Source organism: Streptomyces longispororuber (genome assembly GCF_024448165.1).
GTDB lineage: Bacteria > Actinomycetota > Actinomycetes > Streptomycetales > Streptomycetaceae > Streptomyces > Streptomyces longispororuber_A.
Genome location: NZ_JAMOLN010000009.1, coordinates 36,508 through 50,848, shown reverse-complemented (window position 1 = coordinate 50,848; position 14,341 = coordinate 36,508). Strand labels below are relative to the sequence as shown.

At 74.3% G+C, this 14,341-nt stretch carries 10 protein-coding genes; 4 read left to right on the top strand and 6 right to left on the bottom strand.

Features of this window, described 5'->3' with window-relative positions; genetic code table 11:
* Positions 1-227: 227 nt before the first annotated feature.
* On the top strand, positions 228-1,817 hold the full coding sequence (locus tag M4J07_RS04445; protein ID WP_255967395.1) for an APC family permease: 1,590 nt from the start codon (positions 228-230) through the stop codon (positions 1,815-1,817).
* Here the strand turns inward: M4J07_RS04445 and M4J07_RS04440 are convergent.
* Complete coding sequence (locus M4J07_RS04440) at positions 1,786-2,211, bottom strand: hypothetical protein (RefSeq protein WP_255967394.1); 426 nt, start codon at positions 2,209-2,211, stop codon at positions 1,786-1,788. The genes M4J07_RS04445 and M4J07_RS04440 overlap by 32 nt on opposite strands.
* A 131-nt stretch (positions 2,212-2,342) precedes the next feature.
* Here M4J07_RS04440 and M4J07_RS04435 point away from each other — a divergent pair, with 131 nt between their 5' ends.
* Positions 2,343-3,185, top strand: a complete 843-nt coding sequence (locus M4J07_RS04435; RefSeq protein ID WP_255967393.1) for a helix-turn-helix domain-containing protein — start codon at positions 2,343-2,345, stop codon at positions 3,183-3,185.
* Here the strand turns inward: M4J07_RS04435 and M4J07_RS04430 are convergent.
* The 4 genes from M4J07_RS04430 to M4J07_RS04415 are packed head-to-tail and all read right to left on the bottom strand — an operon-like array spanning position 3,118 to position 9,231.
* Entirely contained in the window at positions 3,118-5,232 is a 2,115-nt protein-coding gene (locus M4J07_RS04430; RefSeq protein WP_255967392.1) for an acetate--CoA ligase family protein, read from the bottom strand. The two genes, M4J07_RS04435 and M4J07_RS04430, sit on opposite strands and share 68 nt — an antisense overlap.
* Positions 5,229-6,416 (bottom strand): glutamate dehydrogenase, encoded by a 1,188-nt coding sequence (locus tag M4J07_RS04425; RefSeq protein ID WP_255967391.1) that lies wholly within the window; start codon positions 6,414-6,416, stop codon positions 5,229-5,231. The genes M4J07_RS04430 and M4J07_RS04425 overlap by 4 nt, the downstream gene beginning before the upstream one ends.
* On the bottom strand, positions 6,413-8,077 hold the full coding sequence (locus tag M4J07_RS04420) for a thiamine pyrophosphate-dependent enzyme (RefSeq protein WP_255967390.1): 1,665 nt from the start codon (positions 8,075-8,077) through the stop codon (positions 6,413-6,415). Before M4J07_RS04420 ends, M4J07_RS04425 begins: the two co-directional genes overlap by 4 nt.
* The gene (locus tag M4J07_RS04415; protein WP_255967388.1) at positions 8,074-9,231 is read right to left on the bottom strand and encodes an acyl-CoA dehydrogenase family protein; all 1,158 of its coding nucleotides are present in this window, start codon (positions 9,229-9,231) and stop codon (positions 8,074-8,076) included. The genes M4J07_RS04420 and M4J07_RS04415 overlap by 4 nt, the downstream gene beginning before the upstream one ends.
* A gap of 180 nt (positions 9,232-9,411) precedes the next feature.
* Between M4J07_RS04415 and M4J07_RS04410 the strand changes: the two genes are divergently transcribed.
* Entirely contained in the window at positions 9,412-10,584 is a 1,173-nt protein-coding gene (locus M4J07_RS04410; protein ID WP_255967386.1) for an MBL fold metallo-hydrolase, read from the top strand.
* Between the two features lie 129 nt (positions 10,585-10,713).
* Here M4J07_RS04410 and M4J07_RS04405 read toward each other — a convergent pair whose 3' ends face one another.
* Positions 10,714-11,730, bottom strand: coding sequence for an AraC family transcriptional regulator (locus tag M4J07_RS04405; protein WP_255967384.1), 1,017 nt, complete (start codon positions 11,728-11,730; stop codon positions 10,714-10,716).
* A gap of 89 nt (positions 11,731-11,819) precedes the next feature.
* On the opposite strand from M4J07_RS04405, the gene M4J07_RS04400 reads away from it, so the two are divergent.
* Positions 11,820-14,318: an alpha/beta fold hydrolase gene (locus M4J07_RS04400; protein WP_255967382.1), complete on the top strand. Its 2,499-nt coding sequence runs from the start codon at positions 11,820-11,822 to the stop codon at positions 14,316-14,318.
* Positions 14,319-14,341: the final 23 nt, after the last annotated feature.

Genomic DNA, 14,341 nt, shown 5'->3' with positions numbered 1-14,341 from the left:
ACCCGGCAGCCTGGCCGCCGCCCGGTGCCGCGCCGTGCCGCGTCGTGCTGCTCGGCGGGCCGGCCGAGTCTGCTTCGTGCACGCCCCTTGACACCTTCTCGACGCACGCGCCACAGTCCCTTCCATTCCTCTCTACTGACTGGCCGTTCAGTCAATAACCTCGGTCCGGCGACTCGGTGGAGGGGTCGTCCCCGCCGGAGCAGTCCTGTCGCCGCCAGGAGCACGCCGTGACCCAAGCGCCGCCCGTACCCCCGACCCCGCCCGCCGCGGGCGCCCCCGACCTCTCGGAAGGATGGGGCGAGCAGCGCTCCCGGCTGCGCAAGGACCTGCACCGCCTCGACGTGCTGTTCTTCCTCATCTGCACCCTCGTCGGCCTCGACACCATCGGCTCCGTCGCCGCGCAGGGCCCCGAGGGCCTGACGTGGATGGCGATCCTTGCCCTCGTCTTCTTCCTGCCCTACGGGCTGCTCGTCGCCGAACTCGGCTCCGCCTTCCCCGTGCAGGGCGGCCCCTACGTGTGGACCCGGCTCGCCTTCGGACGGCTCGTCGCAGGCGTCAACCAGCTCCTCTACTGGATCTCCAACCCGGTCTGGGTGGGTGGCAGCCTCTGCATCATCGCCCTCACCACCTGGGAGGAGTTCTTCACGCCGCTGCCCGGCGCGTGGAAGTACCTCGCCGGACTCGTCTTCATCTGGGGCGGCGCGCTCGCCGTCGTGCAGTCCGTGCGCATCGGCAAGTGGGTGCCCATCGCGGGCGCCGTCGCCCGCATCGTGCTGCTCGGCTTCTTCCTCGTGTCCGTCGTCGTCTTCGCCGCCGAGCACGGCGTGCACGCCCTGCCCGCGGGCGAGTTCGCGCCCACGTACGCGGGCTTCGTCGCCCTGGTCCCCGTCCTGATCTTCAACTACGTGGGCTTCGAACTGCCCAGCTCCGCCGCCGAGGAGATGAAGAACCCGCGCCGCGACATCCCGCTGTCCATCCTGCGCTCGGGCGTCGCGGCCGTGCTCCTGTACGGCGGCCCGATCCTCGGCATCCTCTTCGTGCTGCCCAGCCAGGAGATCGGCAGCCTCGGCGGCTTCATCGACGCCTGCAAGGCCGTGTTCACCGTCTACGGAGGGTCCGTCGCGGCGGACGGCACGGTCACCCTCACCGGCCTCGGCTCCGTGTTCGGCGGCGTCGCCGCGGCAGGGCTGATCATCGGCCTGCTCACCTCCGGCGTCACCTGGGCGATGGGCGCCCACCGCGCCCAGGCCGTGGCCTGCGCGGACGGGGCGGGCCCGGCGTGGCTCGGACGCATCTCGGAGAAGCACGGCACCCCGGTGCGGGTGAACCTGCTGTCCGCGGTGCTCGCCTCGATCCTCTTCGTCGTCGCCCTCAACCTCACCGGCGGCAACGGCGAGAAGTACTTCGCGGCCGGCCTCGGCCTGACGATCTGCACCACCTTCATCTCGTACGTCATCACGTTCCCGAGCCTCGCCGTGCTGCGCCGCACGTACCCGGACCAGCCGCGCCCCTACGCCGTCCCCGGCGGCCTGACCGGCGCCCGGATCGTCAGCCTGCTGGCCACCGGGTTCGTGGCGTTCACCGTGATCGTGCTGATCTGGCCCGGCTTCGGCGTCGGCTGGTTCGGCACGGCGGGCAGCGCGGCGGACTCGCTGCCCGCCTCGTTCGCGGGCGAGCGGCTCCAGTACACCCTCAGCCAGGTGCTGCCGCTCGCCCTGTTCATCGGCATCGGGCTGGTCTTCTACGCGTGCGGGGCGGGGGCGCGGCGCCGCTCGCGCGCCGACGTCACAGCGCCGGGAACTGGTAGTCGCGGATGATCCGGCCGTCCTCGCCCACGGTCACGAACTCGAGGCCGCCGCCGGCGGCCTCACCGGACTCCACGGCGACCGCCTCCCAGCGGAACGTGACGACGTCCTCCAGCGCCGCCGAGGAGTCCCCTGCGGCCCGGAACGTGAACTCTCCCGTCGCCACGAACTCCTCGTAGGAGCGTGCCACCCGGGCCTCCAGCTCGTCGTGGCCGCGCGCCACGAGGGCCGCGTCCGCGAAGCCGAGCCGCAGCGCCTCCGCGCGCATCTCCTGCGGCGGCTGGAGCACATGGACCCCGTCCGGCGCCCACAGGTCCTGCACGGCCTTGCGGCGCAGGTCGGGGTCGGCCTCGTTCCAGACGGCGGCGTAGCGGTCGGCCAGGTCCCGCGCGTCGATGTGCGTCATGGTTCTCCTTGGTCGGGCTCGGTCGGGCTCGGTCGGGTGGGTACGGCAGGACTGTGCCGCCCGGCCCGGCATGGCCTCAATTCCCCCTGGGGAATGGCCGATCGGGAGCCCGGGGGTGTAGACACGGGCCGGTGACCACGGACACGACGCGACGGGCGGAACTCGGCGGAGCCGTACGCGCATGGCGGGCGCGGCGACGGTACAGCCAGCTGGAGCTGGCCACGCGCGCGGGCACCACGCAACGTCATCTGAGCTTCATCGAGAGCGGCCGCTCGGCGCCCGGACGCGGGATGGTCGTCCGCCTCGCCGAGGCGCTGGACGTCCCCCTCAGGGAGCGCAACGCCCTTCTTCTTGCGGCCGGTTACGCGCCCGCCTACAAGGAGACGCGTTTCGAGGACCCGCATCTGGCGCCGGTCCGCACGGCTCTGGAACGCGTCATGAAGGCGCACCATCCGTATCCGGCCGTCATCATCGACCGGGGCGCCGACCTCGTCGCCGCCAACGACGCCTTCCACGCGCTGATCGCCGGGGCCGACGCGCGGCTGCTGGCGGAGCCGCTGAACGTCGCGCGCGTGCTGCTGCATCCCCGCGGGCTCGCGCCGCGCATCGGGAACCTGGAGGAGTGGGGCTGGCACGTCGTCGACTCGCTGCGCGACCAGGCCGCCCGCAATCCGCATCCGCGCACGGCCCAACTCCTCGCGGAGCTGCAGAAGTTGGTGCCGGGCCGGCCGCTGCGGGCCGGACCGGACTACCTCGGCTTCGCGGTGCCGCTGCGGCTGCGGTCGCAGGTCGGCGAACTGCGCCTGCTGAGCACGCTCACGCACTTCGGCACCGCGGTGGACGTGACTCTCGCCGAACTGCGCCTGGAGGCCTTCCTGCCGCTCGACGAGGAGACCGCGGAACGCCTCACCGCACTGGCACCGCGTGCGCGTCCAGGGCGATCGCCCCGCCCGGATGCACCAGCAGCGGATTGACCTCGAGCTCGGCCAGTTCGGGATGGTCCGCGGCCGCCCTGGCCACCGCGCACACCGCGGCGGCGGCCGCCTCCAGGTGCACCGCGGGAGCGCCGCGCCATCCGGTGAGCAGCGGCGCGTGCCGCAGCTCCAACAGCAGCGCACGCGCGCGTGCCGGGGAGAGCGGGGCGAGCGCGAGCGTCGTGTCGGCGTGCAGCTCGGCGGTGACCCCGCCCGCGCCGACCAGCACGACCGGCCCGAACGAGGCGTCCCGCCGCACACCGACGATGAGCTCACGCGCGTACGGGGGCGTGACCATCGCCTCGACCGCGTAACGGGTCGCGCCCGTGGCCGCGCGCATCCGGGCGAACGCGGCGCGCAGGGCCCCCGCGTCGCCGAGCCCGAGCGCCACGCCGCCGGCCTCCGTCTTGTGGGCGAGCCCCATCGCCTTGAGCGCCAAGGGGTAGCCCGTGCGGTGCGCCGCGTCGACGGCCGCGTCCGCGTCCGTCACGAACTCGGCCGCGGGGAAGGCCAGTCCGTAGGAGGCGAGCAGCTCGCGGACGCTCTCGTAGCCGCCGTCGCCGAGCGTGTACGCCGCCGGGGGCGCGGTGTGCCGGTCCGGCGGCCGGGGGGCGGCGGCGGCCGTCTGGGCCGCGGCCGCGAGGGCCGACACCGCCTGCTCGATGCGCTCGTAGACCGGGATGCCGCGCTCGCGCAGGACGGCCAGGGCCGGGGTGTCCCGGGCCATCGTGTGGACGACCAGGGTGCGGCCGGCGGTGAGGGAGGCGTCCGCGAGGTCGTGCGCGACCCGGCACTCGGCCTCGCCCTGGGCCGGGTTGGCGCTCGCGTAGTCACCGAAGTAGCCGGTGAGGACGACCGCGTCCACGTCGCCGCTGTGCAGCAGACCGCCCGCCACGCGCGCGTAGGTGGCGAGGTCCGCCTCGCCCGCCCCGGCCAGGTCGACCGGGTTGGCCGTGCCCGCCCCGGCAGGCAGCCGCTCCCGCAGGGTCGCGACCGTGTCCGGTGAGAGCGGCGGCACGTCGAGTCCGCGCGCGGCGAACGCGTCGGCGGCCAGGGCGCCCTGGCCGCCGCTGTCGCCGATGACGGCCGTCCGGCGCGGGGCCGGGACGGCCGGACGGGTCCGCAGCGCCATCAAGTGCACGGCGACGTCGACGAGTTCGCCCGCCGATCCGAGGAGCAGCGCCCCCGCGTCCCGGCACACCGCGGCGACCGTGGCGTGCGGGCTGACGAGCGCGCCGGTGTGGGAGGCGGCCGCGCGGCCCGCGGCCGCGCTGCGCCCCACGGTCAGCAGCAGGACCGGCTTGCCCGCGGCGTGAGCGGCCGCCAGGACGCCCGCGAGGCGCCGGCCGTCCCGGAAGTCCTCCACGTACGCCGCGATCGCTCTCGTCGGCTCGTGCGCGATCAACGACTCCAGGGCGTCCGCGGCGTCGATGTCCCGCTGGTTGCCCAGCGAGACGAACCGGGAGAAGCCCTGGCCCGCGCGGGCGAGCTGCCGGCCGATCTCCAGCGCCAGGTTCCCGCTCTGCGAGACGAGGCCGAGCCCGCCCGCCGGGAAGTCGCCCCAGCTGAGCCGCAGTTGACTCGTCGTGTCGACGACGCCCATGCAGTTCGGGCCGAGCAGCCGCGCGCCGTTCGAGGTGACCAGCTCGGCGAGGGCCCGCTCCTCCGTGACGCCCGCCCCGCCGGACGTGATGACGGTGAAGCAGCGCGCCCCCGCGGCCAGCCCCTCGGCGACCACCGGCCGCACGTGGCGGGGCGGCACCGCGACGACCACGTGCTCGGGCGGGGCCGACAGCGCGGCAAGGTCGGGCAGGAACGGCTCGCCCGCCAGCCGGCCCCCTTTGTGGTTGACCAGGTGGACGGCGCGCCGCGCACGACCGCTCAGCGCGCCGGTGGCCAGCCAGTAGCCCCACTTCTCCGGGTTGTCGGAGGCGCCCACGACCGCGACGGACGCCGGGTCGTAGAGCACGGCCAGGCCGTCGTCCGCCGGGGGTGCGGCAGGCGTGGCGGGGCCGTCGTCCGCCGGGGGTGCGGCGGGCGCGGTCACCGGTACCACCCGAACCGCTCCGCGAGCACGGGCAGCCGGTCGGCGACGATCGCGTGGGCGGCGGCCCGCGGGGTCGTCCCGTCGGACTCGGCGCGCGCCAGCATCTGGTCGATGAGCGCACGCATCGAGCGCCGCGTGTACGCGAACGCCTCGTCCGCGTCGGCGCCGATGTCGCCGAACAGGGTCCACCACCACCAGGCGTTCGTCCCGGAGTTGACGACCACGTCCGGCAGGACCGTGATGCCGCGCGCCGCGAGGAGTTCCTCCGCGTCGGAGAGGACCGGCATGTTGGCCGCCTCGACGATCCAGCGGGCGGTGATCCGGCCCTGGTTCGCCGCGTCGATCGCGTACGACACCGCGGCCGGCACCAGCACGTCCGCGTCGGCCGACAGCCAGGCGTCGGACGGGAGTTCACGGTCCTGCGGGCGCAGCGCCGTGCGGTCCACGGTCCCGTAGGCGTCGCGGGCCGCGAGGAGGGCCTCCACGTCGAGGCCCGCGTCGTTGGCGACGGTCCCCTTCAGGTCCGCGACCGCGACCACCCGCAGGCCCGCCCGCGCCAGGAACCGGGCCGTCGCGCCGCCCATCGTGCCGAGCCCCTGGAGCGCGACCCGGGTGCCCTCGTACGGGACGCCGGCCCGGTCGAGGGCGACGAGCACGGACTCGGCGACACCGCAGCCGCCCACGAGTTCGTCCAGGCCGATCCCGTCGACGTCGACCGCGAAGGCGGCGGCGAGCCGCTCGCGCGCGGCCGCCTCGTCGTCGAGCAGCGGATACACGGCCTGGATGGACGACACGAGGCCCGCCTCCGCCGCCGCCCTGTCGACCAGGTCCTGCGTCAGCCCCAGGTCCTCGCCGGTCGTCCAGAAGGACTCGATGTGCGGGCGCATGGCCCGGAGGTAGCGCACCAGGACGCCGTACGCCTCCGGGTCCCGCGGGTCGCAGTCGATGCCGCCCTTGGCCCCGCCGAGCGGGATGTACCGGCCCTGCGGGTCGTAGTGCAGCGCCTCCTTCATGGTCATGCCGCGCGCCAGCCCCGCCACCTCGTCGAGGGTGCAGCCGGGCCGCATCCGCAGGCCCCCGCTGGAGACCCCCCTGATCAGGCGGTCGACGACCAGGTAGCCGTTGCGGCCCGTCACGTGGTCGGTCCAGGTCAGCTGGATCAGCGGTGTCGTGGGGGTGGTCATGCGGTCTCCTCGTGGACGGTGATCAGGGTGGGGCCCGGTGTGGTGAGGGCGGTGGCCAGGAGCGCGGCCAGTTCGCCGGGGGAGCGGGCGGTGGCGCCGTGCCCTCCGTAGGCGCGGGCGAGCGCTGCGAGGTCCACGCGCGCGTGGTTCACCGCGAGAGGCGTGTCGCCGCGCGCGGTCATCTCGTCGCGGATCTCGCCGTAGCCCGCGTTGTCGAACACGACGACCGGGAGCGGCAGTCGGAGCTCGGCGGCCGTGGCCAGCTCCTGCACGGTGAACTGGAGGCCGCCGTCGCCGCTGAGCGCCACGACGTGCCGGTCGGGGCGGGCGGCCTTCGCGCCGATCGCGGCGGGGAGGGCGTAGCCGAGCGTGCCGAAGCCGGTCGGGTGGAGGTAGCGGGCCGCCGGGCCCAGGGTGAGGTGGGGCAGCGCGCCGTAGTAGCAGCACTGGGCGCTGTCCGAGGTGACGACGGCGTCCGGGGCGAGGGTCTCCCGGACTGCGGCGAGGTACGGGAGCCAGCGGGCGTCCCGCGTGCGGGTCTCGTCGTCGCGGGTCGCCCGTAGGGTTGCGGCCTCGGTGCGGGCGCCTGCGGGGGTGGGGGATCGGGGTGCGGGGGCGGGGGCCGGTTCGCTGTGGTGGCCCGCGCCGTTCCCCGCGCCTCTGCCGGGACGCATCAGCTCCGCCAGGGCCGTGAGTGTCACCGAAGCATCGCCGACCAGAGGTACATCCGCGGCGTAGTTCGCGTACATCTGCGCCGGATCCACGTCGACGCGGATCAACGTGCCCTCCAGGGGCGGCGGATCGGACCACAGGTCCGACTCGGCCAGCTCCGTGCCCACCGCCAGGACGACGTCGCGGCCCGCGAGCCATTTCTGGACCGCCGGGCTGTGCAGGGACACCCCGAGGGAGAGCGGGTGGTGCTCGTCCACGACCGCCTTGCCGTTGGCCGTGGTGACGACCGGTGCCGACAGCCGCTCGGCGAGGGCGAGACAGTGCGCCGCCGCGCCGCGGGCGCCGCCGCCCAGGACCATGGCCGGGCGCTCGGCGCCCGCCAGGAGCGTGGCGGCCCGTTCGAGGTGCTCCGGGGCCGGGGTGCTCGGCCGGGCGGGCGGGGCGAGGAGGACCGGGCCCGCCGGTTCCGTCGCCGCCAGGAGGTCGAGCGGCACCTCGATGTGCGCGGGACGCGGCCGCTGCGAACGGAACAGGGTGAACGCGCGGGCCACCGCCGCGCCGATCTCCGCCACCGACGACACCCGGTGGCTGAACGCGGCGACGCCCCGCAGCGCCTCGCTCTGGCTGCGCATCTCGTGCAGCAGTCCCGTCGACTGGCGGGGGTGGCGCAGCGGCATGCCGGGGGAGACCACGAGCAGCGGGACGCTGTCCGAGTAGGCCTGGCCGACGGCCGCCGCGATGTTCAGCAGGGCGGGGCCCGTCGTGGTGATCGCGACGCCCGGGGCGCCCGTCACGCGCGCGTGGGCGTCGGCCGCGTACCCGGCGCCCTGCTCGTGCCGCGGCGCCACGTGCTCGACGCCGTACGCCGGCAGGTGCCGGTAGATCTCCAGGTTGTGGGTGCCCGGGATGCCGAAGGCGCGGACGACGCCGTGCGCGGCGAGGGCGCGTACGACGGCCTCTCCACCGGTCAGGTGCACCGCCGTCGTCACAGCGACCTCGAGATGATCAGGCGCATGATGTCGGACGTGCCCTCCTCGATCTCCTCCAGCTTGGCGTCCCGCATCCACTGTTCGACCGGGAACTCCCGCGAGTAGCCCCAGCCGCCGAGCGTCTGGACGGCCGCCCAGGTGCAGTACGCGGCGGTCTCCGATGCGGTGAGCTTCGCCATGGCCGCCTCCGCGGTGGCGTCCAGGCCCGCGTCCAGGCGCCGGGCCGCGCGCCACGTCATCAGGCGGGCCTGCTCGATCCGGGTGCGCATGTCCGCGAGCCGGAACGCGACGGCCTGGTGCTCGATGATCGGCTTGCCGAACTGCACGCGCGTGCGCGCGTAGTCGCGTGCGTACACGTAGGCGGCGCGGGCCACGCCCGTGGCCGCCGCGCCGAGCACCGCGCGCGAGACGTCGAAGGTGCGCATCAGGCCGACGAAGCCCTGACCTTCGTCACCGAGCCGGTTCTCCTCCGGCACGAACGCGTCGGAGAAGAAGATCTCGCGGCACACGATGGCGCGCTGGCCCATCTTGCGCATCGGCTCGCCGAAGGTGACGCCGGGGGTGTCCTTGCGCAGCAGGAAGGCGCTCACGCCGCGCGAGCGCATCGTGGGTTCGGTCTTGGCGAACACGACGTACTGCTCGGCCTCGCCCGCGTTCGAGATCCACGCCTTCTGGCCGTTGAGCAGGTAGCCGCCCGCGGTGCGGACCGCCGCCGTGGTGATGGACGCGGCGTCGGAACCCGAGCCGGGTTCGGTGGTGGCCAGGGAGGTCATCGGGGTGTCGGGGCCGGTGAGCGGCGTCAGCCAGGCGCGCTTCTGCTCCTCGGTGCCCAGCGCGAGCACGGGGTCGGCGAAGAACCCGTTCGAGCAGAGCAGGTTGCCGATGCCCAGGTCGCCCACGCAGAGCTCCTCCTGGACGAGGCACTGGGTGAACACGTCCGTGCAGCCGCCGCCCCCGTACTCCTCGGGAAGCATGAATCCGGTGATGCCGACCTCGGCCGCCCTGCGCCACAGGTCCCAGGGCGTCTCCACGTCCGCCTCGTCGACGGCCCGCGCGCGCGGGCGGATCTCGTCGGCCGCGAACGACCGCGCGAGGTCCACGACGGCGTGCTGCTCGGGGGTGAGCGGGACCAGTTCGGTGGGGAGTTCCGACACGGTTCCTCCAAGGAGATTTACTGAATCGTCGGTCAGTATCCGAAGCCTTCGAGAACCCTGTCAATGGAGCGGTTACTGAATGATGGATCAGTTCGGGCCGCGGGTGCGTGACCGGGGTCGCGGCGCGCTGTCGGTGGCGGCGCACATAATGGAATCCCTGATCGATCAACGGGAGGCGCCGTGTCACGTTCCCTGAGTTCCGGACTGCGATCGCTGCAGCCCGCCGCCTTCGGCGCCGAGCCGACGGGGGCCCGCCTGGCGCGGATCCGCTCGTCGCCGAACTTCGCGGACGGCTCCTTCCAGAACCCGGAGGGCGCCCGCACCCGGCCCGACGGCTCGATGGTCGAGTTCGCGAAGGTCTACTTCCGCAAGGAGGAGCGCGCCCGCCGCGCCCCCACCGGCACCGTCCCGGTGCACGCCACGACCCTCGCCGACCTGGCGAAGCCGCCGGTGAGCGGGCTGCGCGTCACCTGGATGGGGCACTCCAGCGTCCTCGCGGAGATCGACGGCGTCCGCGTGCTCTTCGACCCGGTGTGGGGGGACCGCTGCTCCCCGTTCGCCTTCGCGGGCCCCAAGCGGCTGCACCCGGTGCCGCTGCCGCTCGCCGCGCTCGGCCCGGTCGACGTGGTCGTGATCTCGCACGACCACTACGACCACCTGGACATGTCCACGATCAAGGCGCTGGCCGACACGGACACCGTCTTCGCGGTGCCGCTCGGCGTCGGCGCTCACCTGGAGCACTGGGGCGTCCCGGCGGACCGGCTGCGCGAGCTGGACTGGCACGAGTCGACGACGGTCTCCGGGGTGACCCTCACGGCCACGCCCGCCCGTCACTTCTGCGGCCGCGGCCTGCGCAACCAGCAGCACACCCTGTGGGCGTCCTGGGTCGCCGCCGGGTCCGAGCACCGCGTCTTCCACAGCGGTGACACCGGGTACTTCCAGGGTTTCAAGGACATCGGCGCCGAGTTCGGCCCGTTCGACGCGACGATGATCCAGATCGGTGCCTACTCCGACTTCTGGCCCGACATCCACATGACCCCCGAGCAGGGCGTGCGCGCCCATCTCGACCTCCAGGGCGGTCCCGTCTCCGGGCCGATGCTGCCGATCCACTGGGCCACGTTCAATCTGGCGCCGCACGCCTGGACGGAGCCGGGCGAGGGCACCGTCACCGCCGCCCGCAGGACCGCCGCGCGCATCGCCCTGCCGCGCCCGGGCGAGCCCTTCGAACCGGCCGCCGAGACCCTGCCCACGGAGCAGTGGTGGCGCCCGGTCGCCGCGCTTCCGCAGGGCGGGTGGCCGGCGGCCGGGCCGCTGGCGGACTCGGGGGAGCCGGAGGTCGCGGTCGCTCCGTAGGTCCGTACTTCCGGACTTCCGTACGGGGGCGGATGATCAGCGGCGCGACTCCCGTACGGGGGCGGATGATCAGCGGCGGGGCGGGGCGGAGTGCCGCGGGGCCGGGTCGAGCCGGGTCCGTGCCCGGCCTCAGTGGCCGCCCGTGGGTCCCGCCGCCCGTACCGCGCGCGGCGACGCGTCCCACCAGCGGCGTGCGGCCCGGGACAGGGCCGACTGCTCGGCGAAGCCGAGGAGCGCCGCGATCTGGCCGATGGGCAGGTCCGTGGTGGTGAGCAGGCGGCGGGCCGTGTGCCGGCGCACCTCGTCGACGACGGCGCCGAAGGACGTGCCCTCCGCCGCCAGCCGCCGCTGCAGGGTCCGCGGGTGCAGCGACAGCAGGGTCGCCACGGTGTGCGTGGCGACCGGTCGGGTGCCCAGCGACTCCTGGACGGCCGCCCGCACCTGGGGCGTGACGGTCGAGACCCGGCCCGGCGCCTGCTCGGCGAGGAACGCCAGGGCGAGGCGGCGCAGGTTCTCGTTGACGTCGCCCATCGCGTGGTGCAGCAGCCGCGTCGGGACCCGCAGCGCGGCCGCCCGGGTGAGCCGGCCGATGCGGACCGGCGCGCCGAAGAACTCCTCGTGGCGGCCGGGCGGCGCGGCCGGCCGGTAGGGCAGTTCGACGCCGCGCAGTCCGTACCCGCCGCCCACGAGGAAGCGGATCGCCCGGTGCACGAACCCCAGCCCGCAGTCGGTGCCCTGCACCGGCCCCGAGGAGGACGCGGGACCGTACAGGAGGGCGGCCGTGCCCGGCTCGCCGGCCGGGTCGGCACCCAGCGTCAGCGACAGGGAACGGCTGTGCACGAACAGATAGCGGGACGTGCACTCCAGCGCGTCCCCCAGCGTCGGCGAGTGCTGCACCGCCACCGCCAGCGAACCGAGCATCGCGATGTCCTGGCGGGCCGCCATCCGCAACCCCAGGTCGGGGCAGGCCAGTTCATGAGCGGCGATCTCCAGCGCCGTGGCCGTCGCCTGCTCGGAGATCAGCTCGTCGTCGGTGTCCAGGGCGCTCGCACCCAGACCGGCCGCCCGCACGAACCGCTCGGCGTCCCCGCCCAGTTCGGCGACCGTCGAGCGGAAACCGCGCAGCGCCGCGGACCGGATGTACACCCTGAACCCCCTCGCCTCTGTCGCGCTGGGCCAAATCTATGTCGCACTCGGGCAAGAAAGGGAGGGCCCGACACCGGACACTGAGTGCCATGGCCCTCACCTCGCTCCCCGCCGCCGGCACGTCCGCCCCCGCCGCGTCCGCCACCGAGCACCTGGACGTGCTGATCGTCGGAGCCGGCCTGTCCGGGATCGGCGCCGCGTACCGGCTGCAGGAGGCGCGCCCCGGCGCCACGTACACGATCCTGGAGGCGCGCGAGGACCTGGGCGGGACCTGGGACCTGTTCCGCTACCCCGGAGTGCGCTCGGACTCCGACATGTACACCCTGGGCTACCCCTTCCGCCCCTGGACCGGCGGGAAGACGCTGGCGGACGGCCCGTCGATCCTGGACTACGTCCGGGACACCGCCCGGGAGTTCGGCATCGACCGGCGCATCCGGTACTCCAGCAGGGTCGTGGCGGCCGACTTCGACAGCGCCGCGAGCCGCTGGACGGTGACCGTCGAGGACCCCCGCAGCCAGGAGCGGCGCACCCTGACGTGCGGCTTCCTGTACGCGTGCGCGGGCTACTACGACTACGAGCGGCCGCACGCCCCCGAGTTCACCGGAGCGGACACCTTCGAGGGCCGCGTCGTGCACCCGCAGTTCTGGCCCGACGATCTGGACCACACGGGCAAGCGCGTCGTCGTGATCGGCTCGGGCGCCACCGCCGTCACCCTCGTACCGTCGCTGCTCCAGGGCGAGGACGCCGCCGCGCACGTCACGATGCTGCAGCGCAGCCCCACCTGGATCAGCCCCGTGCCGCAGAAGGACGCGGCCGCCGAGAAGATCAGGGCCGTCCTTCCCGACCGGTGGGCCCACCGCGCCGTCCGCGCCAAGAACATCGCGGTCAGCACCGCCGTGTACCAGTACTGCCGCCGTCGCCCGCAGTCCGCCCGCAAGGTCCTGAACCGGCTGTCCACCAAGATCGTCGGTGACGCGGGACTCGTGGCCGAGCACTTCACCCCGACGTACGACCCGTGGGACCAGCGGCTGTGCGCCGTCCCCGACGGCGACCTCTTCAAGGCGGTCCGGGCCGGCACCGCACGGGTCGTCACCGACCACATCGACCGCTTCGTCCCCGAAGGCGTCCTGCTGCGCTCCGGCGAGGTCCTCGAAGCGGACGTCGTCGTCACCGCCACCGGCCTCCGGCTCCTGCCCTTCGGCGGTATCCGGCCCCGCGTGGACGGCCGCGAGGTCGACCTCTCCGAGCGGTACATCTGGCAGGGCGCGATGATCAGCGGCGTACCGAACTTCGCCGTCTGCGTGGGGTACACCAACGCGTCCTGGACCCTGCGCGCCGACCTGACCCACCGCCTGGTCTGCAAGGTGCTCACCTGGATGGACCGCGAGCGGCACACCGCCGTCGCCCCGCAGCCGGACCGCGAGCTGACCCCGCGCCCGCTGCTCGACCTGGCGTCCGGCTACGTCCGCCGCGCCGCGGACAGCTTCCCCCGGCAGGGCGACCGCAGCCCCTGGCTGATGCGCCAGAACTACGCCCTGGACGCGCTCACCACGCTCCGCACCGACCTGGCCCGCAGCCTGCGCCCCCTCGCGCCCGCCACCGAAGCGTCGGACTGGCAGCCCGACGTCCTCGGCGACGGCTACGAGCGGCGCACCCTCGAACTCGGCCCCGACCCCGAGGGGGAGGGACAGGTCGCGGCGGTCGTCGTGCGCCGTGCCGTCCGGCCCGAGGAGCGGACCGACGGAGCCGTCCTGTACGTGCACGGCTTCTCCGACTACTTCTTCCAGACCGAACTCGCCGACTTCTTCGCCGCGCGCGGACTCGCCTTCTACGGCCTCGACCTGCGCAAATGCGGCCGCGCCCGCCGCCCGGGACAGACCGCCCACTACGCGTCGGACCTCGCCCGCTACGACGCCGACCTCGACCGTGCCCTCGACGTCGTCGCCGAGGACCACCCCGGACGGCCGGTCCTCGTCGTCGCCCACTCCACCGGCGGCCTCATCACCCCGCTCTACCTGGACCGGCGGCGCCGCGCCGGACGCCCCGCACCGGTGAGCGGCCTCGTCCTCAACAGCCCCTGGCTCGACCTGCAGGGCAAGCCCGTGATGCGCGGCCCCGTCACCTGGGCCCTGCGCGCCCTCGCGCGCCTGCGCCCCTTCCGCGCCCTCGACCTGCCCAGCAGCGTCTACGGCGACACCCTGCACACCAGCGGCACCGGCGAATGGGACTTCGACCTCGAACTCAAGCCCCTGCACGGCTTCCCCGTGACGGTCGGCTGGCTCAACGCCGTGCGACGCGGCCACGCCGCCCTGCACCGCGGCCTCGACGTGGGCGTCCCCACCCTGGTGCTGCGCTCGGACAAGACGCACTACTCGGCCGCGTACAGCGAGGCCAGCGACCGCGCCGACACCGTTCTCGACGTCCGGCAGATCGCCCAGTGGGCCGGCAGTCTCGGCGGCGACACCACCGACACCCCGATCCCCGACGCCCGCCACGACGTCTTCCTCTCACTGCCCGCCGTTCGCGAGCACGCCTACGACCGCCTGGACGCGTGGTTGCGCCGTCACCGTCTGACCGGCGGCAGCTGACCGGCCCGGCCCGGCGGCGACCG

Bases quoted from the DNA above. Each gene is read 5' to 3' on its own strand.
- M4J07_RS04425 (WP_255967391.1), bottom strand. From the start codon at position 6,416: ATGACCACCCCCACGACACCGCTGATCCAGCTGACCTGGACCGACCAC.
- M4J07_RS04440 (WP_255967394.1), bottom strand. From the start codon at position 2,211: ATGACGCACATCGACGCGCGGGACCTGGCCGACCGCTACGCCGCCGTC.
- M4J07_RS04400 (WP_255967382.1), top strand. From the start codon at position 11,820: ATGGCCCTCACCTCGCTCCCCGCCGCCGGCACGTCCGCCCCCGCCGCG.